The organism is Leptolyngbya sp. FACHB-671 (assembly GCF_014695745.1).
Taxonomy (GTDB): Bacteria; Cyanobacteriota; Cyanobacteriia; order Elainellales; family Elainellaceae; genus JAAUTN01.
Genome location: NZ_JACJOV010000095.1, coordinates 1 through 23,946, shown reverse-complemented (window position 1 = coordinate 23,946; position 23,946 = coordinate 1). Strand labels below are relative to the sequence as shown.

Genomic DNA, 23,946 nt, shown 5'->3' with positions numbered 1-23,946 from the left:
CCTAGACGGGTATAGACCGAAGTTTAGTTTTAGGAAGAACAACATGGCTTTAGTTAAATTCAAAGAAGCTTATCCAGATTATCGCAATAGCTTTGGCGATAGCGATGCAATTCCATTTGATTCATTCAACGTTTACAGCCAAAACGACGAGCAAATTGGCTCTGTTAAAGACGCTCTAATTGACGAGCAAGAAGGGCGCTTTCGTTATTTGATCGTAGACACAGGCTTTTGGGTTTTTGGCAAAAAGGTCCTACTGCCCATCGGCATGGCTCGTTTTGACTATGACGCACGTCGCATCTATGTAGATGGACTGACCAAAGAGCAAGTAGAACATCTACCCGCATTTACCGACGACCTCAAAGTCGATCAGGATTACGAAGAGAGCGTGAGAAGTGGATATCGTCCCCTTGCTGCTCAACCCAGTACGCTACCTGGTACTCAATCCGTTGACGCAAGCACACAGCCACTCACAGGTACTTCTGCGATGGGTGCTTCTGCGGTCGATAGCACTTACGATCGCGATGCATACAGCTACGATCGCGACCACGCTCTGTACAACCGCAACGAAATTGAAGATCAGCCACTACGCCTTTATGAGGAGCGTTTAGTCGCTAACAAGAGCCGTGTCAAAACAGGCGAAGTAGCGATTGGCAAGCACGTCGAAACTCAGACTGCACGAGTATCAGTGCCCGTTGAGAAAGAGCGAGTAATCGTTGAGCGTACTACTCCTACCGATGCGCGTGCAGCAGTAGTAGGCACCCACGACTTCCAAGATGGAGAAGTAGCACGGATGGAAGTTTACGAAGAAACTCCTGATATCCGCAAGGAAGCCGTAGTTCGGGAAGAAGTCCAGATCCGCAAAGAGGTCGACCACGAAACCGTCGAAGCTCAAGAAGAAATTCGTCGTGAAGAACTGGATATCGACACCCAAGGACGACCCATCGTTGAGCGCTCTGACCGCCCCGGCCGCTCGGTATAAAACGGACTCCCCTAGCCAATCGTGTCTCTAGGTAAAACCTGGAGACATCTCTAGCGGAACTCTACCCTCCAACAAGATAAGATTCAGAATTTCTAAACTGGCATCTTAGGGTGGAGTCTTAGGTGAGAAAAACTCTGAGTGGTGTAGGTCAGTCCTGCACCACTCGAACTCATTTTTAGGTCAAGCGAACCTATTTGGTTGTAAGGCTGACGAATATAGAACGGAGAATAGCATGGCTCTTTATAAAATCGAAGATTTTCATCCCAACTATCGAAACGAGTTGTTTGGTGGCGAAGACATCAAAGGTCTCAATATCTACACCGAACAAGATGAAAAAGTAGGAACGGTTAGTACTGCTCTGGTAGATGATGACGGGCGATTTCGCTATCTAGTGATGGATACAGGCTTCTGGATCTTTGGCAAGAAGGTGCTGTTGCCAGTTGGGCGGTTTCGTAGCGATCCGCGATCGCAGCGCATCTATCTGAAGGGGCTCTCTCGCCAGCAAGCAGAGCAGCTGCCTGAATATGATGAACACATGACTGTCGATTATGACTATGAAGAGCGGGTGAGAGGCGTTTACCGGACCGCTCCCTTAGAGAATGGGGTTCCGCTAGAGAGAATGCCAACGGAAACTCGGACGGCTGCAGTTTCTGCTCCCCAACCAAGTGAGCGCGTCAGAAACAATATTCCTCCTGCCCAGCCGGTAGTCAACCCGCCTGTGAGCAACACAACTACCTCAACTCCAGGGTTTGATCGGTTGGATAGGGATGCGGATCGCGATCGCACTCCTTATAATCGCAATACATACCGCTATGAGCAGGAACCCTCTCTGTATTCTATGAACGAGCAAGATCATCAAACCTTCAGGCTCTATGAAGAGCAACTAGTTGCGAACAAAGACCGCCGTAAAGTTGGTGAGGTAAGTGTTGGTAAGCGCATCGAGACTGAGACTACTCAAGTTGCTGTCCCCGTGCAGCAGGAACGCGTTGTAATTCAACATAACCCTACTGCAAACCGGGGTGTAGCCGTCACTCCAGGTGCTACCGACTTTCAGTCGGGTGAGGTGATGCGGGTAGACCTCTACGAGGAAACCGTTGACATCACCAAGCAGCCCGTCGTGCGCGACGAAGTAGTGATTCGGAAGGAAGTCCGGCAAGACACGGTGACCGCCGAAGAAACGCTGCGCCGTGAGGAGCTAGACATCAACACAGCCGGTCGTCCATTGATTGATGAACGTCCGCTTCCTTAGCCCCTCAAGACAACATTACGTCTGTACCAATCTCCTTTACTCCCCTCCCGGTTGAGGATTAGGTACTAAAACAGGAATGCACCCCCGCGCCGCGGGGGTGCATTCCTGTTTTAGTGGGAAAGAAGTATATGCGTGGCACTACAAGCTTTGTCACTTTTGGGAAAGAAATTTCCCTCGTTCCTCTTGTTCGAGAGTAATGGAAGAGAGATAACAAGGGGCGATCGCGCTATACGCTAAGCGTTGTATCTGCCTGGTTTAGCCCTACTGCACCGGAGTAAACCAATCCCCTTTGCATGTCGAGCGTGAGAATTGTCCCGTCTCGAATTACCTCAGTTGCATTTTTAACACCCACGATCACCGGAACCCCCAGGCGCAAACCGATCACGGCGGCGTGGCTGGTGAGGCTGTCGTCTTCAGTCACAATCCCCGAAGCTTTGCGAATTGCCTCTACAAAGTCAGCACTGGTACCAGAGGCAACCAGAATCTCTCCAGGGTTAAAATTACCGATTTCCTTACTGCTGTGAGCAACTCTGGCACGTCCACTGATTGAACCTTGTCCAATGCCAATTCCCCGACCTAACACGGCAGTGACCACTTCAACTTTGATCAGATCCGTTGAACCTGCTACGCCTTGAAGTGTGCCCGCAGTCATCACCACCAAATCGCCCTCTGAGAGTAGTTGCTTTTCTTGAGCCACGTTCAGCGCTGCCTGAAAGGTTTGCCCGGTAGAGGGTAGATCCAACACAAGCAAAGGTTTTACTCCCCAAACAAGCTGAAGTTGGCGAGCTACATCCACATGGGGAGTAATAGCCAGAATGGGAGTGTGGGGCCGAAACTTAGATACATTTCGAGCCGTTGCCCCAGTTTTAGTCAGCGTCATGATTGCAGCGGATTTAAGCTGCTCAGCAATGCGTCCCACCGCTTGGCTGATCGCATTGGGAATCGATCGCCCCGGTGCGCTTTCTGCATTCCTGTTCAGGGGTTGGTCTTGCTCAATACGAGTGGCGATGCGAGCCATCGTTTCTACTGCCTGAATCGGATATTTGCCGACCGCTGTCTCGTTAGAAAGCATGACCGCATCGGTTCCATCCAAAATGGCATTTGCCACATCTGAAATTTCTGCCCTTGTCGGGCGAGGGCTTTGAACCATGCTATCCAGCATTTGAGTGGCCGTAATCACCGGAATACCCAAACGGTTAGCGGTGGCAATCAGCCGCTTTTGCAACAGCGGAACTTCTTCGGCAGGCAGTTCTACCCCCAGATCGCCTCTGGCAACCATCACTCCATCGCAAATCGACAACACAGCTTCCATTTGCTCGATCGCCTCATGTTTTTCGATTTTGGCGATTACAGGAACGTTTTTGCCTGCGCTAGAGATTAATTCTTTGATTTCTAGAATGTCTTGAGGATTGCGAACAAAGCTCAGTGCGACCCAGTCCACGCCCTGGTCTAGCCCAAACGTCAGGTCAGTTCTATCCTTGTCGGTAAGCGCCTTGATCGAAAGGTAAACCCCTGGGAAATTTACGCCTTTGTTGTTGGACAGCACTCCACCCACAACCACACGGCAGTGAAGTTCTTTGTTTGTCTTGTCTACCTTGTTTACAATCATCTCGACGCGACCATCATCCAGCAAAATCGTTGCGCCTTCTGGAACTTCGTCTGCCAAGGGTTTGTAGGTTACAGAGCTAATTTCCTGGCTTCCAGGCAAAAGCCGACTGGTAAGAATAAATGGGTCGCCCTTCTGTAAGGTAATGGAACCATTCTCAAACTTGCCCAGACGGATTTTGGGACCCTGTAAATCTTGCAGAATCCCAACGGGTTGGTTAAGCTCAAACGAAATTTGGCGAATCAGGCGAATGCTTCGCTGGTGGTCTTCATGAGTGCCGTGAGAGAAATTGAGTCGTAGTGTGGTTGCCCCAGCTTCAATCAGGTCGCGCAAAACTTCTGGACTGCTAGTGGCTGGCCCGATAGTAGCTACTATTTTGGTTCGACGGATAGAGTGTTGCAGTTGCATAGAGTTGCCAGAAGTAAGTAGAAATTCTAGAGGCAGAATTGCCAGGTTTCACGGGTTTGGTCTGGAGCGACGATTGCTTGGTAGAGGCTAGCTCGTCTCTGAAGGAAAGACATTCAGGATGGAGAGGCAGGGTGGAGAGGCAAGAGGGATAGTATCATGTTTGGCGATCGCCTTCAGCATGAAATTCCCCACCCTCAGACTGAGAATGGGGAGGTAGATGCCAATTTTTGGCAAGTTATCTAGCGAAAATTGTCAGGGTTGAGCTGTGGAGTAGACTGAGCAGGGGTGCCACCTTGTAGTCTGGTTCCGGTGCCGCCATCAGCCTGGTCGAGGAAGGGACGCAGGTTAATGCTGTCAGTGCTTGAGTTGCTGCGTCTCGAACCCGGTAGGTTAATATCCAACGCCTCTCCGATACGGTTAAGGATGCCATCATCACCGCCAGTGAAAGTTGTAACGGAGTCGGTTTGCTGACCTCTATCGGCAACGGCCAGGTTCTCAAAGACGCGGTTGCGCGTCACCAGTGGATCTTGTCCAGGGGGCACGGTCAATACAATTCGGCAGGATGCATCTTGCTGAGTAGTGACGCAAATGGTGTTGTAGCCGTTTTCTACGCCTGTTTGCATTTCTAGCAAGCCGTCAGGACGGTAGGATTCTAGGCGACGGCTAATCTCACTGCAGCGTCGTTCTTCCGTCCAACCGCCACCTAGCTCAGTTGGAGTAGCCCAGGCATAGGCTTGCCCAGGTTGGCTTTGGGGATAGTACATCACAGTATATTGTCCGTTGATGGACTGGCAGGCAAAGCGGGTGCTGCTGGTGATGTCCGGTTGGGGAGTGGTTTGGGCGATCGCCCCTCCTGCTAGCCCCATTGCCAGCCCTACAGACAAGCTGATTCCTTGTCGTAATTGTGTCGTGAGTGTTTGACGTGACCCAAACAGGGATAATGGCATATTATGAAGTCCTTTTAGGTTAATGAACGCTATCTTCTTAAACTCGTTTTTGGGCAGATTTTGGGGCAAAAGTTAGGCAAACTGGGGCGGGAAGAGGAAGCGAATCCCAGAATTGGTTTCCACTCAGTCTAGCTAGTTGGTTTGGTTAAGTGGCGCGATCCAGAAAGCTAGCACAAGCTTCTCCATCTTCTGAGGACGAGAACAGTCTCAGCAAAGTGCCTCAGATCTACAATTTTCGCTTTTACTTAGGCCTGTGCAGAAGCGCTAAATCACAGCTTGATAAAACAGAGCTGTTTCTAGGTGCCGCTTTTGAGCAATCTGTCTTAAGAGTATCTTTAGCATTCATTAGGTGCAGTTATGGAATGGCCCAAAAGATCTCGTAAAGTTTTATGACGAAAGGTCTGTGTCTCTTGTTACACTATTTTGTGGAGAAGGAAATGGCGGAAACGTCAATATTCCGTTAACCCCTGCCGATTTGGGAACGCGCAGTTTGGGTTTCTTCCAATGAAAAGACAACGTGATTGACTATCTCTTGGGCTGGCTTGGAATCAAGTCAGCTTTTTTGTAGAGGCTAGGGGCTAGTACCGAACCCCAAACCCTCCATCTATAGTTCTTTCCGAAACCCTAGCCCCTAGCCTCTAGCCCCTTTCCTAAAGCTGAGGCAAAATTTGCGGCAGCAGATGTCCAGGAACTTTAGAGAGTGCCAGGTTTTGTCCTTGAATGCCAAATTGATTGTAGAAGGCGCGGATAGTTTGCAGGAGGCAGCTTAGGGCAGTTTGGCTAAATTCGGGTTTTTGCTGCCAGCCTTGTAATGCTTGCAGGTGGTGATGTAGTGAAGCTTCCAGATGATTTGATCGAGCTGGAGCCTCGGCTGAAACGTGGGGATCGCTGGCGATTTGATAGTGGGCTAAGCCCAGATTGTTGTGAGTGGCGTTGAGGTCAAAGTTGAGCGGGATGGGCTGAGAAGATTTAGCCAGTTTTTCGGCAGCGATAAGAGTTGCTTTGTAAGCAGCGATCGCCTGCTCTAGATAGTCCAAGCGGGCTTCAGCGTCATCTTTCACATGGTTTGCCATGTGCCAGTAGGCTGTGCCGAGATTGTTTTGAGTCGCGGCAAAAGCGGCTGGGGCGACTTCCAGGGTGCGATATTTCAATGCCATGCGATAGGCTCCTAGAGCTAGCCCCAGCCAGTCTTTCGGCTGTTCTTGCTGAGCCAGATTCCAGTAGGCGGTGCCGAGGTTGTTTTGGATCATCGCGTAGTTGAGCGGCTCTTGCTTGGGATTGTAGTAGCGCAGAGCCTCTGAATAGGCAGCGATCGCCTGCTTCAAATTCACCTTGGGCTGTTGGTGTTGCGCCAGGTTCCAGTAGGTGGTGCCCAAATTGTTTTGCGTCGAGGCATAGCGCAGTGGCTCTACGTCTGCTTTGCGATAGCGCAATGCCTGCTGGTATGCCTGAACCGATCGCTGAAGATTCTCGGCAGGTTCCTGATACCGCGCCAGATCAGCGTAGGCCGCTCCCAGATTGTTTTGAATCATTGGGAAAGTTTGAGGCTGAGCCTGGGGATCAACCTTCGTCAGGGCAAGCTGATAGGCTTGAATGCCCTGCTGCAAGTAAGGTAGTGCTTGATCGGGGGAAAGGGGCGATCGCGACAGCATCCAGTAGAGGTTGCCCAGGTCGTTCAGGATGTCTGCCCACTGGTTGGAAGTTTCGTCGAGGCAGAGCAACACCTGCTCATACGCCTGGATCGCGATCATCAGGTTTTGAGGAGAAGCGTCACCCTGCTCGATGCGATCGCGATAGAGGTTGCCCAACGTTCGATAGGCATTTGCCAACACTGCTGGAGGAGCCTGTTGCTGATGCAGCAATTCAATCTGCTGCAACAAAGGCAATGGCTGCACCGCTTCACTTGCTCCTGGGGGCACTTGAATGCGGGCTTGAGATTCGGCTAATTTACCCTGCTTGGGGGTCGAAGTCGTCACAACTGGCTGCTGGCTCGGTTTGCTTCCCGTCTGAACTTGGGGTGGTCTAGCCTGAGCAGGTTGATCCACCGCAGCATCAGATTTTACTGGTTGACGCGGCGCAGGGGTAGCAGCAGGAGGTTGAGTTTTGGCAGCAGGTGGTTGGGCTGGAGGGGCGACGCGGGGTGGGACGGTCGGCGCAGTCTGGGCGGGACGCGCACTGGGAGTCGCACCTGGAGATTGATTTCTACCTGTTGGAGCGACAGGTGAGGAGACAGGTTGATGTGGAGCTGTCCCCGTGCCGTTTGAGTTTGCAGGGCGATCACCAGGGCCAGGTTGAGGTGCTTTTGCACGAGAAACTGGGGGTGCGGCTGCGTTAGCCTGGTCTAGTTTTGCCAGATCCCGATCCAGTGCATCCCAAAGCGATTCTGATTCAGTTGCTTGAGACTGCGGCAAACCATTAGTTTTGGCGATCGCCGGAACAGTTTTTTGAGGTGCTGCTTGGTCCGCTTGAGCCGCAGTCGCAGCGATCGCCTCTTGAGGACGCGTCCGAGGTTGAGGAATGGATGCGGCAGGCAGCGGCGTGGGATCGCCAACAAACTCAAACACTCCCGTGCGACAGCGCCAAAACTCTGGGGCAGACTGCGGCATAGAGCGAAACCAGGGACGCGGCATCCACAGCAGCAAGCTCGACTCCAGCACAGGTAAACTGCGCTCGATGCCCTGAAGATGCGTCAAAAAGAGACGCTGCACCGCAGCCGACTGGCGAGTCAGGTGTTCGATCCCCACAAACTGGAAGGCTGGCATTGGGGCGCGGCGGTTGCCCGTTTTGGGTGGCGGTGACTGAGACAGCCATTGAGCCACTTGCACAATTGGGTTAGGATCGCTCAAGCTCAAATCCAGCGTGACTAGACGAGGATAGCGCTGTCCGCCTGTTTCTGAAGCCCGATTGAGTGCCGTTGGAGAAGGATTTGCCAGTTCTGCCAAAAGCTGTGCCGCGAGGCGATCGCGCAAAGTCAGGTCATCACAGACTGCAATAAAAATCTGACGACGCAGATTCAAACTCAAAGCCAGTTTCAGGCATTGATAGGTCTGCTGGTTTAAGCCTAAAATTTTGCGAAAGGGGATGTCTGTCACGAGAAGATGCCGCAGGTCGAGAATGGGTTTGATAACCAGATTTGATAACCAGATCTGAAGCCAGAAGTTTGGAAATCAGATGAGGTTTCAGTCAGTTTTGAATACTACGTAATGAAACCTATTTTCGTAGAACGCTATGGATGTGCCGTTTCTACAACAGTTTCTTCAGAAATGTGACTGAACTAGCTGGCTTCCGGCTAACTTGATAAAGGAGTTGGGGCAGTTAACAGATTAAGCCGTTATAAACCTCTTCAAGCCGATTGCCTTCAGGTCAGGACAAGAGTGCTGTATCTGAGGTAAGTCAGTTTTACGCCATTTCGCTTCCCCTTCCTGCAACTGAAATAGCCCTATCAAACGCTGCACAGGGGTGTTTATCGAAATCAAAAAACCAGGCTTTTCCACAAGGGCAGCCTGGTTAATGATGTCAAATTCAGATGTGTGCCAAATTTCAGAAGGCACTCAACGCCTGGTTTGCTATCGATTTTGTAGAAGAAACTTTTACGATACAGAAACCGCTATAAAGAGGAGTCCGCCGATCAGTGCGATCGCCGCAACGCCCAAAATAATATAATTCCGCTGTTGTCCCTGAGTTGGTGGCTCAGCCTGGTAAATTTTGGGTTCAACCGCAAAATTATTCAGGCGACCGCCTTCTTCGGTGGTATAGGGCATGAAAGAACCTCTCGTTACAAATTTCACCAATTGTAACAAATAATTGCGGGATCACTCTCACCTAACTGTTTACTTTTCTTAATAATTTTCTCTTTCCAAAAATTGAAGTGGCGCAGGCATTGCCTGCGCCACTCAAATCCGTTGTTCTTTTAGAACTAGAAGCTTCTATGAGAAATCAAAAAAGCTTGAGAGTCCCCCGCAACGCCGTCTTACCTCAGTTTTTGACCTGGAATAATCCAGGTGGGAAGCACGGCCTCAGTTTTAAGTTTCCGGGTACAAGCCCGGTATACTGCCACTGAAACATCTAGTTTCCCTTGTAAACAAGGCATAGATCATAAAACATTATTGGCAGTCACCAACGCCGCAGCAGAACTACGCCTATTTTAACGATCTTTGTGGGGGCTATTGCAAGGGTGGTGAACCGTAAATGAATAAATCTTGACTTAAGCCATATTTCTCATGTAGCAATCGGTCTACCCAAGGGCTGAAAAGCTTTACAGCAGAGGTTTCGCTTGTAGATGCGTAGCTAGATCCAGTTGAGCTAACCGCTGATAAGCCTGGTCAATCGCGCGTTTGCCCCGAAGAAATCCAGTGTTGGCACCCGGACAGATATAGCTCAACGTTTCTGGCGTAAACCGATCCATGATTCGCTGAATACTCTGAATTTGTCTCGGCCAGTGAAAGGTCTTTGCAATTCTCAGAGGTACAGGTTCGCCCTGCTGATTGGGCAGCAAATGTCGTCCGGTAAAGAGCATCCCACCGTGGCGATCGCAATACAAGCAAGCGGAGCCAGGGGAATGACCCGATGTCCAAATCGTGTGGCACTGCGGATTGATTTGAAACTCTTGCTGAAACTGAGTTAGCTCGATTCCCGGTAATAAGTAAGCTTCTTGCTCTTGAATCAACACCTCACAGCCAAATTTCTGCTGAATCTCACGGACTCTACCCTTACCGCCCCGGTGTGTCAGAAACAGCCAACGAACGCCGCCCTGCTCCTGCAAAAAGTCCTGGTTTGTCTGATCCCAAGCAGGACAGTCAACCAAAATGTTTTCGTTTCCTTCCGTGGCTTGTATTAAATAAGCAGTTCCCCCCATCGTGTCGCGATTAGGGGGAAAGGCAAAAATATCCTCAAAGACTTTACGGGGTTGCTTAGAGTTGGCTTGAGAATTGCTCAAAGTTCGGTTGGCTTGGGATGAGTCAGGGCTAAAGGCAGGATCTAACACAACTATTCAGTATTCAGTCTCTCTAAGCAGATCGTACTAAGCGGATTTCACGCTAATGCAATCCTTATTCTACTGACGTTTTGACATGAAGCTGGTGAACGAGCTTAACTCTCGTGAGTAGACTTAACTCTAGAGACGAATTTCTGAGCGAATTTCAGTAATTTGCTAGCTGATCGATTGTAGAATGATCACTTTAACGGGGTTCATCTGAAAAAGTCTTGCTCGAATCCCGCAGCAAAAGCTTCTTGGCGAGTTTTGGGATGTTGATGACGCAGGTGTTTGTTCTGTGCGGGTTTGAATTAAAGCTTTAGATTCATTCGCCTTGAGGATTGGTTGAAAGCGGTATGCTGGAGATCTACCAGTGATCAATCAGTGATCGATTGAATTGACGAAATTGAGACCCGCAGCATGATTTTCTGGTTGCTCCTCTTGGGAATATTTACGTACTTCATCGTCCAACGGACGGTGGCGAGCATTACCCGAACTCCGATCTGGGTACTGTGGCTAGTGATGATGACTCCTGCTTTTGTCTGGACAGGCTGGATTTTGGTTTATGGAGAAAACGAACCAATGCCAGCTATCCTGTTGTTGGGGCCCTTCATCCTTTGTCCATTGCTGTACTGGTTTTTGATTCAGTGGGGACGTTCGTCCAAATCTGGCGCTGCGGTTAAGGCACAGGCACAAGGTCTACAACAGGGACCGCAGGCGATCGCCGAACCCACTGCTGAAAAGCGCCCCACCCTCCGACCCATTGATAAAGAAGAAGAAGCGGCTCTGCAAAACTGCTTTCCCTGGTCAGTCTATTACTTGCAAAACGTTGAATACCGTCCCCAGGCTTTAATTTGTCGGGGACAACTGCGAACCTCACCCGAAGTAGCCTACAAAACGATCCGGGAGAATGTGGAAAGGCAGTTTGGCGATCGCTTTCTGATTGTGTTTCAGGAGGGAATGAACGGTAAACCTTTCTTTGCTCTGGTGCCTAACCCTCAAGCCCAAGCAGCCGCAAAATCAGCCAGTGAGTCCCTAAACCGCCCCGGTCTAGCCCTAACTCTGCTGCTAGCAACTATCTTCACTACAACGCTGGCAGGCGTTGCAATCTCCGGCGCAATTACTGAAGATACAGAAATTACAGCTGCTTTGCTGCTGAATGGACTGCCTTATGCACTAGCACTCATGGCTATCTTGGGAGTTCATGAGTTAGCGCACTATCTGGCGGCTAGGTTTTACAAAATTCGGGCAACACTGCCTTACTTTATTCCGGTTCCACCAGCCAGTTTCTTTCCCTTTGGGACTTTTGGTGCATTTATTCAGATGCGTTCTCCTGTACCTAATAGAAAGGCGCTATTTGATGTAGGGATTGCTGGACCAATGGCAGGCTTTGTGGTTACGATACCGCTGCTGCTTTGGGGGTTAGCACACTCTACTCCTGTTAGCCTCACAGAAGAATCTGGTATTCTAAACGTCACTTCCTTTCAACCTAGCTTGCTGTTGCTGGCTTTGTTGAGTAAGCTAGCTTTGGGTAGTGGGTTGACTGCGACCACTGCTCTAAAGCTGCACCCAGTAGCGGTGGCAGGCTGTTTGGGCTTGCTGGTGACAGCGCTCAACCTGGTGCCTGTGGGTCAGCTTGATGGGGGGCATATCGTTCACGCGATGTTTGGGCAGCGAGTGGGTGCAGTGATCGGTCAGGTCGCACGGTTGTTGGTTCTGGCTCTGTCGTTTGTTCAGCAAGAATTTTTTCTCTGGGCAATTTTGCTGTTTTTCATTCCCGTGGTAGACGAACCTGCCCTGAATGATGTCAGTGAATTGGATAACCAGCGTGATTGGTGGGGGTTAGTTGCATTAGGGTTACTGGTCAGTATTATTTTGCCAGTTCCCCAATCTGTAACTCAAATTTTGTTTTAGACTCTCTAGCATGGGCTGCATGAGGAGTTGGTGGGATGTCTCAGGATGTTAGGCAGTGGTTGTTAGAGATTAAGGCACTTCAACAGAAACTGGCTGAGGTCAATCAAGAACGGGATCAGGCTTACACCAGTGCTGCAAATTGGCGCAGGTTTTATGAAACAGAGGCACAGCAGCGGCGTACTGAAGCACGTTTAGCACAACAGCAAATTGAAATGCTGAAAGCTGAACTGCAACGGTTACAGCAGTCGCCTCAGCCTATTGTGAGTGATGGGATAACTGAGTCTGCGATTCAAGAGCAGCTAGAGCAGTTACAAAACCCATCAGAGGTTAAAGAGACTTTGGTTAGAGCGCTGATGGAGTGCGATCGCCTGTCTCAATCGCTCAAAGCAGAGCAGGCAGACCATGCTCAGACGCGGCGCAGCTTAACAACGGCTCTCGGAGACACGGTGAACCTGTTAGCTAAAGAACGAGCGACTCGCGATCAAACAAAATCTGGTACGCCGATTACTAATGGCTCAGCGGTGTGAGGTTTACAGCCGTAGTCTTGAAGGTGCAGACAAGGGGCTTAAGCCCCTTGTTCATAATATTTGCGGAATGGCTTCAAGCGAGTGACTTCAAGTGAGTAAGTTTAGCTTGAAGTATCAGAGCTTAGGAAAATCGTACCGCAGCCGATCCGACCACCGGCATTGCCGGTGGGTTGCCCGAAGTCGTCTTCGTTTTCGTGCACAATAATTGCTCGTCCGGCGATCGCATACTTTCCGTCATTCAGCGTTAAGCCAGGAAGCGTTTCGCTAAACGCGGTGACTTCACCCCCTGCAACTGAAATGTTGCCCAGATCGCCTGCGTGAGCATTGGCAAATCCATCTGTGGCAAGTTTGCCATGCTTTACTCCATCTGGGTTGAAGTGCCCTCCTGCTGCATTGCCACCCTCAGCGCAACTGCCAAACTCGTGGATATGAAACCCGTGATTTCCAGAGGGAGCAGTATCCAGAGTTGCGTTAATTTGCAGCCCCGCATCTGTTTCGATAAAACGGGCTTCTCCTGTTACAGAAGCAGATTCTGAGGTGCCTTCAATGATGGCTTTGCCGATTTCAGCGGCAGTAGCGGCAGGGACAGAATAAATTACAGCCAAAAGACTCAGACAGAGGGCTAGCCCCAATGTTTTGATGATTTTGCCAATGCTAGTCATGGTTCACTTTTTGGATAACAAGCTTGATTAAAGCAGCGATCGCTGATTATTTGAGCGATCGCTCATAGATTGAATCTTCTACGTAAATTTCTCGTCTGTGAATCCCCTATAGGGTTTAAGCAGGGTCAGCACAACTCACTAGTTCTGCCGAAACCTATATGTAGAAACACATAGCCAACCTTAAAGAGTGAATGAAGATCAAGCTAGATCGCTAGTCCTGATATCCTCGCATTCGCTACTATCTGATTTATGAAAACTGGTCAAGGAACTCTGACTTAGTCTCTGCAAATAGGCTGAAAATTTTGCAGCTCTTAACTGAATTAACGTAACCGCTAATATTCATTATCTGCTTAAAATTATGGTTGATTTCACGGTAGCGATTCCTACGTACAATGGCGAAGAGCGTTTGCCAGACGTGCTAGAGCGATTGCGATCGCAGATTGACCTGGACAATCTCTCCTGGGAAGTCATCGTTGTAGACAACAACAGCAAAGATAATACTGCCAAAGTCGTTCAGGACTATCAGGCGGAATGGCCCGCTCACTGCCCGCTAAGGTACTGTCTAGAACCTCGTCAAGGGGCCTCTTTTGCCCGGCAACGAGCCGTTACGGAAGCAAAAGGAACCTACATCGGTTTTTTGGATGACGACAACGTGCCTGCTCCCAATTGGGTTGCAGCAGCTTACGCCTTTGGCGAAACCCATCCCGAAGCAGGAGCCTTTGGCAGTCGCATTCAAGGAGACTACGAAGTCGCGCCTCCTGAAGAATTTAAGAGAATTGCCTGCTACCTGGCCATTATCGAGCGAGGTTCTAAACCCCGACTGTACCAACCTGAGAAGCGTATGTTTCCACCTGGGGCTGGGTTGGTTGTGCTGCGGCAAGCCTGGTTGGAAGCCGTTCCCAAGCGCCTATTCTTGAACAATACGGGCAAAGAAGCCGGGCTTGCCAGTGAAGATTTAGAAGTCGTGCTGCACATTCAGAAGGCAGGCTGGGAACTGTGGTACAACCCTGAAATGCAGGTTCAACACAAAATCCCCCACTGGCGGCTAGAGAGAGACTATCTGGTTTCAGTGTTTCGCTGCATCGGGTTGAGCAGCCATCACATCCGGATGCTGAGTTTTGCCGCTTGGCAGAGACCTTTTGCCTTCTTGATGTATCTAGCAAGTGATCTACGAAAGCTGGTTCTGCATTTCCTTAAGTACCGAAAGGTGATTAAGAATGACCTGATCGCGGCCTGTGAAATGGAGCTTTTGGTCAGCAACATCATTAGCCCATTCTTTCTATGGAGAAAGCGGCTTTTGCGGATCTAGCGGATCTAATTGATCTATTTCAGGAATTCGAGCCTTCTACTTAGAAGTAATTTTGGCTGGCAAGATAAACCGACTTCAACAATCACTGCTTTGAGAACTTTCAGGGAAAGATATGACTTCTGAAAATAGTAAGCCGGAAGGCGCAGGGATTGGCTTTACCGTTGCAATCCCAACTTATAATGGCGGCGATCGCTTGTCTAAAGTATTGGAAAGGTTGCGATCGCAGATCAACACTGATTTTTCCTGGGAAATCCTAGTTGTCGATAATAACAGCAGCGACAATACCAAAGAAGTGGTTCAGTCCTATCAGGCTGATTGGCAAGGTCCCACTCTCAAGTACTGCTTTGAAGCAAAACAAGGGCTGGCATTTGCCCGTCAGTGTGCCGTAGAAAATGCTCAAGGTGAGTTTGTTGGCTTCCTGGATGATGACACCTTACCAACTCAAGACTGGGTTGCTGCTGCTTATGAATTTGGTCAAACCCATCCCACAGCAGGCGCTTTCGGTGGGCAAATTCACGGTGACTTTGAAGTAGAACCGCCCGAAAACTTTGAGCGGATTCAATCATTTCTGGCAATTAAAAAACGCGGCTCAAAACCTCATCGGTATGAGCCAGAAAAACTCAGTCTGCCTCCCGGAGCAGGGCTAGTTGTACGCAGGCAGGCTTGGTTGGACAGCGTGCCCAAACAGTTGGTTCGCACCGGTAGAGGCGGCAACGACTTCGAGATTTCTCTACACTTGCATCGGGCAAATTGGGAAATTTGGTACAACCCTCTGATGAATATCTATCACCAAATTCCAAAACAGCGTTTGGAGAAAGAAAATCTGCTTAAGCTGATTCGTACCGCTGGACTATGTGTTTGTCAGCTTCGTTTAGTGGGAGCAAAAAGCTGGCAAAAACCCGTGATTGTGAGCAAGATTCTCTTAGGTAATTCTCGTAGAGTGATCCTTCACCTGTTGAAGTATCGAGGGAAAGTAAGAACTGATTTGATTGCTGCTTGCGAAATGACATTTTTCTTAAGCTGTTTAGCCAGTCCCTTCTACTGCTTCATGTCTAGCTCAAAGAAGACTCAAAAGGCATGATTCTAAATTAACGTCTTGCTGGCTAAAACAAGTCAAACAACTCTAACGAATTTGAGGCGATCGCCCCAACTATTTTCATCCCTTACTTAAAGGAAAGGTTACGTGCTTAACACTCTGATCAAAAAGGTTCCACAAGCTTTATCTGAGCTAACTTACAAATCAGATTTAGCCAAATATGTAGATAGGCTTCCAGCAATCTTACCTGGCGATCGCCAAATTGTTGAAGGTCTTCAGCAAGAAGGAACTGTAATTACTTCATTAACTGATTTAGACACTCCGTCAACATCCACTTTATTAGATGCGGCAGGTCACATCGCGCCTGAATTGCTAAAGATTCCTCCTAAGAAAAATAGAGCCTACTCTCGCGCAGATTCAACCCTGCTGATGCAGTATCCTGGGCTGTTTTTGTGGGGTTTAGAAGAGCGGCTGCTCAGCATCATCGAAAATTATTTAGGGCTACCCGTTGCCTATCATGGAGTCTCTTTCCGTCGAGATGTAGCGGATGGTTCGCAAGCAGGTACCCGCCAATGGCACATCGATATTGAAGATCGGCGAATGGCAAAAATTATCGTCTACTTCAACCAGGTAGGTGAGAACAATGGCCCGTATGAATATATTCCCAAGTCGCTAACACCGCCTCCTAATGTGTTTAAGCGAAACTATGGTTTTGTCCCAGATGATGTTGTAGAAAAAGCGGTGCCATCGTCTAATTGGAGAAGTTGCACAGGTGGCGCTGGAACGGTTGTCTTTACCGATACTTGCGGTGTATTTCACCGAGGCAGAATGCCTACCGAATCCGAACGGCTTGCCATGTTCTTTACCTACACTTCCCGCAAGCCTAAAAATCCAGAAACCTGCAAGTCAATCCTAAGTCAGGATGAGTTACTGACTATCTCAAAATCTCTGTCCGATCGCCAAAAACAGTGCATTTTCTGGAAAGAATTCAGCAATTTGTAAAAGAGATTTCTGTAGGGGGAAACGGCTATTTCCCCCAAAAAATAAGTAGCGCAGGGATTAACTGCGCTACTTTTTATCGACTTAATACCGATCGCCTTCCGCAGTTCAGCTTAAGGTCTGTAAATAAGTCTCGATAGCCGTATTCGCTAGCTCTGTCATCGGTTTACCTTGCTGGGCGGCGATCGCCTTTAGCTTGACGTACACCTCATCCTTAATGCCAATTCGGTGACGCAATTTGTTGCTCGTTCTGGGCTCATAGCTAGCCGCAAACTGCCGCAGTGCGTCAAACCCAACTCGATGGCAAAAATCGCCAAAACTTTCCGGCTCTGCTCGTTGCTGACGCTCTTGCTTGAAGTAGATCAACAGCGGCTCTAGCGCAGCTTCCAGGTTTTGGATATTCAGCTTGTCCAGATAAAGCTCAGCCAGACGAGTTTGATTTGGGTCAGCCCCCAGCCACAGTTGATAGGTATCGGGTGACTGTCCTACAAAGCCTAACTCTGCCAAATAAGGGCGAGCGCATCCATTGGGGCAACCTGTCATCCGCACGACAAAATGCTCCTGATCCAAGCCCACCTTATCTAGCAACGTCCGAATTCGCTCCATAACGCTAGGCAGTACCCGCTCTGACTCAGCGGTAGCCAGACCGCAGGTAGGCAACGCCGGACAAGCCATCGAGTAACGTACCAGTGGATCGATCTCAGTTTCCGGCTGAATGCCACAGCGTTGAAGAATTTCCTGAATTTCAACCTGCTGAGACGGCTTAATCTCATATAACACCAGGTTATGATTTGCGGTCAGGCGAATCGGCAATGCAAATCGTTCTTCAATCTCCCGCAGAGCCGACTTAAGCTGAAACGTGCCTTCGTCTTTAATTCGCCCATTGTCAATTGAGATGCCCAAGAACAGGTTGCCGTCGCCCTGCTCATGCCAACCCAAAAAGTCCAGATATTTGAACTCTGGCAACGGTCTAAACGGTTGGATTGACTTGCCAAAATAGCCCTCAACTTCCTGGCGAAACTTGTCTACGCCCCAATCTTCTATCAGATATTTCATTCGGGCGTGACGGCGGTTAAAGCGATCGCCATAGTCGCGCTGAGTCGCCACGATCGCCTTCATCAGGTCATAGACATCAGCTTTGTCTACGTAGCCAATCGGGTCAGCCAAGCGAGGAAAGGTTTCTTCCTTGTTGTGAGTGCGTCCCATGCCGCCACCCGCAAACACGTTAAAGCCTTCCAGTTCGCCCTGGGGATTGGTCATCACTACCAGGCTGACATCTTGTGAATAGAGGTCAATTGAATTGTCTCCTGGCACCGTCACGCTGCACTTAAACTTGCGCGGCATGTAGTAAGTGCCATAGAGCGGCTCTTCGTTGTCATGAAAAACGGTGCCGTTGCCGTTACGTTCCAGTGCCTCAGCGATCGCCGGATTGGGTTCTGCCGTAATCGCTTTCTCACCGTCTAGCCAGATTTCGTAATACGCGCCCGTTCTGGGCGTCAGCAAATCTGCAATCTGATCCGCATATTCACGCGCGTAAACATATTCAGGGCGATCTTTGTAAGGCGCAGGGGGAGACATCACGTTGCGGCTAACGTCGCCACACGCCCCCAAGGTTGAACCCATGTTGCGAACAATGGTGGCGATCGCCGTCTTCAGATTCTTCTTGAGAATGCCATGAAGCTGAATTCCCTGCCGCGTTGTGATCCTCAGCGTTTGATTGCCATATTGGCTCGACAGATCATCCAACGCCAGATAAAGCTGCGGTGGAATAAAACCACCAGGATTCCGAGTCCGCAGCATGAACTGATAATCTTTCTCCTGTCCCTTGACCCGATTATCGCGGTTATCCTGCTGATAAGAACCGTGAAACTTAAGGATCTGTATCCCATCCTCACTAAAATGGGTTGTATCCTGAGAGATCTCAGTGGCGACAGGCTCACGCAGTGCATGGCTGCGTTCTTTAAGGCCTTCTACTTTGGAAGACTTACGGTCAGTGGCAGGTAGAGAAACAGGAGTTTTAACCATTGCAAAGATCTAAAGGATACTGATTTCCGGTTTCCCGGTCGGAATAAAGGTGAATCCACCCCTCCGATCTTAGCATCGCATCTTCTCACATCAGCCTTTCCCATTGTTAGAAAGAATTTCAAATTATGAAGACGCTGCTGTTGTCACACCAGTTAAGACAACTTATAGCGTCTCTCTAAAAAGAGGCTAAAGAGGCTACAGATAGAAGGGCACCCCATGGGGTGCCCTTCTATCTGTAGCCCTAATTTTTGGAATTGGTATAACTCAGGTGACTCAATCCGCAATCCTTAAAAAAATGGGGAGAGAACTAAATTCTCTCCCCGTCCTTTCCCTAACTCAAAGGATTCACTAGATTCGGAGCTACACCCTTAGTTGTAGTTGCACCCTGGAAGTTACACCCTCAAGGGTTGCATTCTTAGAATCGGTAGCCAGCACCAAACTGGAAGCTGAGCGCTGGGTTAGAGCTATCTTGATAAGCATCTAGACCTAGCTTTGCGTCGCCGTACAGCACTACATTTCGGACGACCTCAGCCTCAACACCTGTAGTCAAGACCACAGAATCCTGGTTGCCAAGAGGGGTTTCTTGACCGTCTTGCTCAACAAAGGAATAGCCTGCTCCGGCGTAAACGTTAGCGTTATTTGTGATAGGCACATCGTAAGAAACGATTGGCATGATCGCACTGGTGTCATCACTAAATAGAACCGCACCGCGTAAAGAAACAGGCGCATTTGGTACAGCAAAACGTCCCTGAATGTTGCCTCCAAATGTGGAACCCTCTTCATCGCTTCCACCATCTAGGACACCTGCGGAGATACCACCACCGACGTAGGTTCCATCCATTCCAGCAGGTTGAGCAGAAGCAGGATTAGCAGAGAGGAAAATTGGAGAAATTGCTAGTGCAGATAATGCAGAAAAAGTTGCGATAGATTTCAATGAGAGTTTCATGTTCGTTCCCTTCAGCAGTTTCTTTGCTGTTCTTTTTGAGATTTTGCGTCGTTAGAGTCGACGTAATAGTTCCAGAAAACTCAACTTTTTCGCCACCCGAATTTGAGATATTACAAAGTGCTGTATAAATCTAGAAGCCTCGTCTTGCAATGGATTCAATATGCAGCGGTAGCTTTGAGATTAGACTTGTGGGGCTTACAGCAACTTTGCTCTGGATATATTCTTGTTTTAAATCCTATGAAAATGAACAGGATGTTGTGATGGTCTGTTTCCTAACTGTCACACATAATTTGTTTCAAAAAATGCAACGAAGCCAGTAATATCTTGTTAGATATATAGGGATTATCCAAGAAGTTATTTAATCAATTCAGTGATTTGAAAGTAGGATAAGTCCACTTTTTAATCCAAGCAAGGTTTTGATAGTTCGGGAACAAAACATAATCTTTTACGTCCTCAGTTAATGTTTGATTGCGACTTTCAAATACATTTTTATGAAAAATACAAATCTTTTTTCTCTACAAATCTCTATCTCTTTCAAAAATAGAAGAATCGCATAATAGAGCGACTGTTTTTAAATGCTTTCAGACGCTAGTAATGCCGAGAACACTCTCTTAGCAGAGTTTTGTGGCTACACCCAAGTCAAAGCAGCAGACAAATGACTTGCTTTTTACCCAGCCGAATCAGGCGATCGCCCTGACTAGGGCGAACTGTTTAGGGTCTTTCCAGCACTAGATGTGTAGGAACTAAATCAACGCAGTATAGTTACCTTGAACTGAGCTAGGATGCATTAATTGTTTGTTAATGAATCATCAGGAGGACATCTAATGGAAGCAATTCATTGGATGGACGCGATTTCAGCAGGGTTTGCGATCGCCATCTTTGCAGGGGGGCTATTCATGCTGATATCAGGGGTGTGGTCGGCGCGAGATAAATAGGCACAATGGTTTCAAAACGCTTCTAAAAGACTTTGACCTATCATCCAAAGACGGTCTGTGAACGGCAATAACTTAGTAGCTTCAACGAGTTGCCAGATTCCCTAAGTAATACGGGAGAGGTGAACTGTGATCACGCGACGATATCACCGACTGGTTGCATTCTTCTTACTCACGCTCCTGAGTTTTATGGTGGTTGTCAATCGACCCGCGTTGTCTGCTGATGCACGACAGCTTTTGCAGGCGGGGGTTAACTATTATGAGCAAGAGCAATTTGCGACAGCGGTTGAAGTCTGGAATCAAGCATTAGCTGGCTTTACGGCTCAGGATGATGAGCTAGGGCAGGCATTAGTGCAAAGCAATCTCTCGGTGGCGTATCAGCATTTAGGACGCTGGGAAGAGGCGGAAGAGGCGATCGCCACCAGTCTTAACCTATTGCAGTCTGAGCAATCCAATACATCTACTCAACCATTCTTGGCAGTATTTGCAAAAGCCTTGAATACCCAGGGTCGATTGCATTGGTCTGGGGGGCGCTTTGATGACGCTCTAGACACTTGGCGACAAGCAACGCTTGCTTATCAGCAAGCCAACGATATTCGCGGGGTGGTTCTCAGTTCGATTAATCAAGCCGAAGCGCTCCAGGCATTGGGGTTGAGTGTGCAAGCCGAAGCAACTCTAGGCAATGTTTATGAGGTGTTGCAGCAACAGCCTCTAGAGCCATCCTTGGTAGCAACGGGGCTGTGGTATCTCGGCAATGCTCAACGACGCTTAGGCTACTTAAACCAATCCCACGAACTGCTGCAAGAGAGCCTGGCGATCGCCACTTCTCTCGATCTTCCTTCACTCACGAGCTCTATTTTGCTGGATCTGGGCAACACAAACCGGGCTTTGAGCGATCGCGCGATCGCCATCGGCAAAGCAGATGAAGCACAACGGCATCAAACGGACGCGATCGCTCACTATCAACAAGCTGCTAGCAGAGCGACCTTACCGATTCATCAGATTCAAGCCAGGCTCAATCAACTCAGCTTGCTGGCAGAAACTGGGCAAACTTCGGATGCTGCCGAACTGTGGTTGCAGATTCAACCTGATCTCACCCGTCTACCGACTGGGCGATCTACTGTGTTTGCAACTCTGAATGCAGTCCGCAGCTTGATCTGCCTGCGTCAGCAGCTTAACTCTGCTCAGGCAGATTGCTTGCAGCAAACTACTCAACCAGAGCTAGAACAGCCCCCTCCTTCCTTGCCTGATTGGAGTGAGCTTGCCCAATTGCTAGCAACTGCCATTCAGCAGGCTCGCACTCTGCAAGATTCTAGGTCAGAAGCTTTTGCATTAGGACAATTGGGAGAACTGTACGAGTTAACCCGCCAGTGGTCAGAAGCTCAAGCTGTAACTCAACAAGCGCTCTTGAAAACAGAAACGATTCAAGCTCCCGATATCCGCTATCGATGGGAGTGGCAGATGGGACGACTGCTGGAAAAACAGGGCGATCGCCCTGGAGCGATCGCTGCCTACACGGCTGCCTTTGAAACTCTAAAGTCTGTTCGCAGCGATTTGTTGACCATTAATTCCGACGTTCAATTTTCATTTCGCAGCAACGTCGAGCCAGTCTATCGGCGTTTGGTGAGTTTGCTATTGCAGCCAGAAGTGGGTCGTGAACCGAGCCAAGACGAGCTAAGGCAAGCAATTGAGGTGATAGATGCATTACAGCTGGCAGAGATCGAAAACTTCTTGCGCTGCACCGTTGTGCAAGCGACAACTCCCTTTGGAACTGAACCCTTAATCGATAGCATCGGTCGCGTTGCTCCAACAGCGGCGATCATCTATCCCATCATTCTGGAGGATCGGTTAGAACTCGTCTATCGATTGCCAGGACAACCATTACAGCATTACACCACTGCGATCGCACAACATCAGGTTGAACAAACCCTAGCCGATCTGCGAACCAGTATCGTTGCTCGAAATCGTCCTGAAATGTTACTTGAGAAGGCAACTCAAGTTTACAACTGGATCATTCGTCCGCTAGAGGCAGACCTCGCTGCCACCAATACGGTGAAGACTTTAGTATTTGTGTTGGATGGAGCGCTACGAAACATTCCGATGTCGGTCCTTCACGATGGGGAGCGTTATTTGATTGAGAAACCCTATGCTGTGGCGATCGCTCCTAGCTTGCAACTGGTTGATCTCCAACCTCCCTCAGGCGATTCCCTTGAGGTGCTGACCGCCGGAGTGAGTGAAGCGCGACAAATCGAAGGACAATCCTTTAGCCCACTCGCGAACGTTACAAACGAGCTACAACAGATTGAGGCAGTGGCTTCAACCGAGTTGCTATTAAATCAGGAATTTACGAGAACAAACTTGCAACAGCAAATTGACTCTGGCGACTTCTCCGCCGTCCACGTTGCAACGCATGGGCAGTTTAGCTCTGATCCAGACGCAACTTTTATTGTGGCTTATAGCGAGTTACTAAAGAGCCAAGACTTAAATGACCTATTACGCACTGACCTGCAAGATCGCTCCAGCTTCATTGAATTGCTAGTGTTGAGTGCCTGTGAAACCGCCCAGGGAGATGAACGAGCAACGTTAGGGTTAGCAGGAATCGCCGTTCGCGCCGGGGCACGCAGCACCGTGTCTACGCTGTGGCAGGTGAGCGATTCCTCTACTGCTATTTTGATGGGAGAGTTTTATAACCGCCTCACGCCATCTACCTTGACAAAAGCAGAAGCGTTGCACCAGGCTCAACTTGCACTCTTTAATGAATATGGCTATCGATCTCCCTATATTTGGGCACCGTATGTATTGGTAGGAAACTGGCTTTAATTACTCTTTTCCCACTAAAAGATCAGGGATGCACCCCCGCGTCACGGGGGTGCATCCCTGATCTTTTAGCACCTAATCTTTAATCGGGAAGGGAGTAGACTTCAACAGGACTTACGCAGCGGCACTAGGGATAGGGGGTGGTTAAGTTGAGCTATGCTCGCTACAGTTCCAGTATGAGTGCATCAAACAGCGATTGCGATGACATTTACTAAGCTGGACTACTGCCAATATTTGTTGAGTAGCCAAACCAACTTTACGCTGACTCATCTAGCGGAGCATTTGCAGCAATTCAGCCACGATGCGATTAACCGTTACCTGAGCAGTGAAAAGCTGACTCCTCGTCTGTTGTGGGAGCAGGTCAAACCGCTGATTGTTCCAGATGCAGCAGGATACTTGATTTTCGATGACACTGTTTTGGATAAACGATTCAGCCAATCGATTGAACTGGTCAGGCGACAGTATAGTGGCAACGAACATCGGGTGATTCGCGGCATTGGGTTGATTAGTTGTCTGTACGTCAATGCCAGCACAGGAGAATTTTGGGTGGTTGACTACCGCTTGTACAACCCGGATGGGGATGGCAACAGTAAGCTTGACCATGTTCAAGACATGCTC

The 23,946-nt window shown here is 49.0% G+C and carries 18 protein-coding genes and 1 other RNA gene; 9 read left to right on the top strand and 10 right to left on the bottom strand.

The window, feature by feature from the left end; all coding sequences use genetic code 11:
* Positions 1-43: 43 nt before the first annotated feature.
* Together H6F93_RS12810 and H6F93_RS12805 are read left to right on the top strand one after the other, a co-directional pair.
* Positions 44-979, top strand: coding sequence for a DUF2382 domain-containing protein (locus H6F93_RS12810; protein WP_190681236.1), 936 nt, complete (start codon positions 44-46; stop codon positions 977-979).
* Positions 980-1,211: 232 nt separating this feature from the next.
* The gene (locus H6F93_RS12805) at positions 1,212-2,228 is read left to right on the top strand and encodes a DUF2382 domain-containing protein (protein ID WP_190681234.1); all 1,017 of its coding nucleotides are present in this window, start codon (positions 1,212-1,214) and stop codon (positions 2,226-2,228) included.
* 226 nt (positions 2,229-2,454) lie between these two features.
* On the opposite strand, the gene pyk is transcribed toward H6F93_RS12805, so the two are convergent.
* The 7 genes from pyk to H6F93_RS12770 form a co-directional block, all read right to left on the bottom strand.
* The gene (pyk, locus tag H6F93_RS12800; protein WP_190644306.1) at positions 2,455-4,242 is read right to left on the bottom strand and encodes a pyruvate kinase; all 1,788 of its coding nucleotides are present in this window, start codon (positions 4,240-4,242) and stop codon (positions 2,455-2,457) included.
* Between the two features lie 239 nt (positions 4,243-4,481).
* Complete coding sequence (locus H6F93_RS12795) at positions 4,482-5,189, bottom strand: COP23 domain-containing protein (protein ID WP_190681231.1); 708 nt, start codon at positions 5,187-5,189, stop codon at positions 4,482-4,484.
* 650 nt (positions 5,190-5,839) lie between these two features.
* On the bottom strand, positions 5,840-8,281 hold the full coding sequence (locus H6F93_RS35190) for a tetratricopeptide repeat protein (protein ID WP_190681230.1): 2,442 nt from the start codon (positions 8,279-8,281) through the stop codon (positions 5,840-5,842).
* Between the two features lie 231 nt (positions 8,282-8,512).
* Positions 8,513-8,740, bottom strand: coding sequence for a hypothetical protein (locus tag H6F93_RS12785; RefSeq protein WP_190681229.1), 228 nt, complete (start codon positions 8,738-8,740; stop codon positions 8,513-8,515).
* A 39-nt stretch (positions 8,741-8,779) separates the two neighbouring features.
* Entirely contained in the window at positions 8,780-8,950 is a 171-nt protein-coding gene (psb34, locus tag H6F93_RS12780; RefSeq protein WP_190681227.1) for a photosystem II assembly protein Psb34, read from the bottom strand.
* A gap of 189 nt (positions 8,951-9,139) precedes the next feature.
* A non-coding RNA gene (gene ssrS, locus H6F93_RS12775) (6S RNA) lies at positions 9,140-9,323 on the bottom strand.
* Between the two features lie 121 nt (positions 9,324-9,444).
* Complete coding sequence (locus H6F93_RS12770) at positions 9,445-10,173, bottom strand: MBL fold metallo-hydrolase (RefSeq protein ID WP_524537940.1); 729 nt, start codon at positions 10,171-10,173, stop codon at positions 9,445-9,447.
* A 408-nt stretch (positions 10,174-10,581) separates the two neighbouring features.
* Between H6F93_RS12770 and H6F93_RS12765 the strand changes: the two genes are divergently transcribed.
* On the top strand, positions 10,582-12,075 hold the full coding sequence (locus H6F93_RS12765; protein WP_190681224.1) for a site-2 protease family protein: 1,494 nt from the start codon (positions 10,582-10,584) through the stop codon (positions 12,073-12,075).
* 35 nt (positions 12,076-12,110) lie between these two features.
* Entirely contained in the window at positions 12,111-12,602 is a 492-nt protein-coding gene (locus H6F93_RS12760) for a hypothetical protein (protein ID WP_190644311.1), read from the top strand.
* A gap of 101 nt (positions 12,603-12,703) precedes the next feature.
* Here the strand turns inward: H6F93_RS12760 and H6F93_RS12755 are convergent, their stop codons facing one another.
* Positions 12,704-13,264, bottom strand: a complete 561-nt coding sequence (locus H6F93_RS12755; RefSeq protein WP_190681222.1) for a superoxide dismutase family protein — start codon at positions 13,262-13,264, stop codon at positions 12,704-12,706.
* Between the two features lie 358 nt (positions 13,265-13,622).
* Here H6F93_RS12755 and hpsE (H6F93_RS12750) point away from each other — a divergent pair, with 358 nt between their 5' ends.
* The 3 genes from hpsE (H6F93_RS12750) to H6F93_RS12740 all read left to right on the top strand — a co-directional run bounded on the left by hpsE (H6F93_RS12750) (position 13,623) and on the right by H6F93_RS12740 (position 16,611).
* On the top strand, positions 13,623-14,573 hold the full coding sequence (gene hpsE, locus H6F93_RS12750) for a hormogonium polysaccharide biosynthesis glycosyltransferase HpsE (RefSeq protein ID WP_190681220.1): 951 nt from the start codon (positions 13,623-13,625) through the stop codon (positions 14,571-14,573).
* Between the two features lie 112 nt (positions 14,574-14,685).
* Positions 14,686-15,654, top strand: coding sequence for a hormogonium polysaccharide biosynthesis glycosyltransferase HpsE (gene hpsE, locus H6F93_RS12745; RefSeq protein WP_190681218.1), 969 nt, complete (start codon positions 14,686-14,688; stop codon positions 15,652-15,654).
* Between the two features lie 102 nt (positions 15,655-15,756).
* A complete protein-coding gene (locus tag H6F93_RS12740; protein WP_190681216.1) occupies positions 15,757-16,611 on the top strand; it encodes a phytanoyl-CoA dioxygenase family protein in 855 nt (284 codons plus the stop codon).
* 105 nt (positions 16,612-16,716) lie between these two features.
* On the opposite strand, the gene sir is transcribed toward H6F93_RS12740, so the two are convergent.
* Both sir and H6F93_RS12730 read right to left on the bottom strand, forming a co-directional pair.
* Positions 16,717-18,633 carry a sulfite reductase, ferredoxin dependent gene (sir, locus tag H6F93_RS12735; protein WP_190681214.1) on the bottom strand — a complete coding sequence of 639 codons (1,917 nt, stop codon included), beginning with the start codon at positions 18,631-18,633 and terminating at the stop codon, positions 16,717-16,719.
* Between the two features lie 415 nt (positions 18,634-19,048).
* A complete protein-coding gene (locus H6F93_RS12730) occupies positions 19,049-19,579 on the bottom strand; it encodes a putative outer membrane beta-barrel protein (protein WP_190681212.1) in 531 nt (176 codons plus the stop codon).
* Between the two features lie 1,061 nt (positions 19,580-20,640).
* Between H6F93_RS12730 and H6F93_RS35185 the strand changes: the two genes are divergently transcribed.
* Positions 20,641-23,331, top strand: a complete 2,691-nt coding sequence (locus H6F93_RS35185) for a CHAT domain-containing protein (RefSeq protein WP_199313681.1) — start codon at positions 20,641-20,643, stop codon at positions 23,329-23,331.
* Between the two features lie 198 nt (positions 23,332-23,529).
* Positions 23,530-23,946 (top strand): transposase (locus H6F93_RS12720; RefSeq protein ID WP_190681209.1); only part of this gene is annotated, 417 nt, incomplete at its 3' end.

What these genes read in the sequence shown, in the direction of transcription:
- H6F93_RS12810 (WP_190681236.1), top strand. Translation starts at nt 44, where the DNA reads ATGGCTTTAGTTAAATTCAAAGAAGCTTATCCAGATTATCGCAATAGC.
- H6F93_RS12805 (WP_190681234.1), top strand. Translation starts at nt 1,212, where the DNA reads ATGGCTCTTTATAAAATCGAAGATTTTCATCCCAACTATCGAAACGAG.
- pyk (WP_190644306.1), bottom strand. Translation starts at nt 4,242, where the DNA reads ATGCAACTGCAACACTCTATCCGTCGAACCAAAATAGTAGCTACTATC.
- H6F93_RS12795 (WP_190681231.1), bottom strand. Translation starts at nt 5,189, where the DNA reads ATGCCATTATCCCTGTTTGGGTCACGTCAAACACTCACGACACAATTA.
- psb34 (WP_190681227.1), bottom strand. Translation starts at nt 8,950, where the DNA reads ATGCCCTATACCACCGAAGAAGGCGGTCGCCTGAATAATTTTGCGGTT.
- H6F93_RS12765 (WP_190681224.1), top strand. Translation starts at nt 10,582, where the DNA reads ATGATTTTCTGGTTGCTCCTCTTGGGAATATTTACGTACTTCATCGTC.
- H6F93_RS12760 (WP_190644311.1), top strand. Translation starts at nt 12,111, where the DNA reads ATGTCTCAGGATGTTAGGCAGTGGTTGTTAGAGATTAAGGCACTTCAA.
- H6F93_RS12755 (WP_190681222.1), bottom strand. Translation starts at nt 13,264, where the DNA reads ATGACTAGCATTGGCAAAATCATCAAAACATTGGGGCTAGCCCTCTGT.
- hpsE (WP_190681220.1), top strand. Translation starts at nt 13,623, where the DNA reads ATGGTTGATTTCACGGTAGCGATTCCTACGTACAATGGCGAAGAGCGT.
- hpsE (WP_190681218.1), top strand. Translation starts at nt 14,686, where the DNA reads ATGACTTCTGAAAATAGTAAGCCGGAAGGCGCAGGGATTGGCTTTACC.
- sir (WP_190681214.1), bottom strand. Translation starts at nt 18,633, where the DNA reads ATGGTTAAAACTCCTGTTTCTCTACCTGCCACTGACCGTAAGTCTTCC.
- H6F93_RS12730 (WP_190681212.1), bottom strand. Translation starts at nt 19,579, where the DNA reads ATGAAACTCTCATTGAAATCTATCGCAACTTTTTCTGCATTATCTGCA.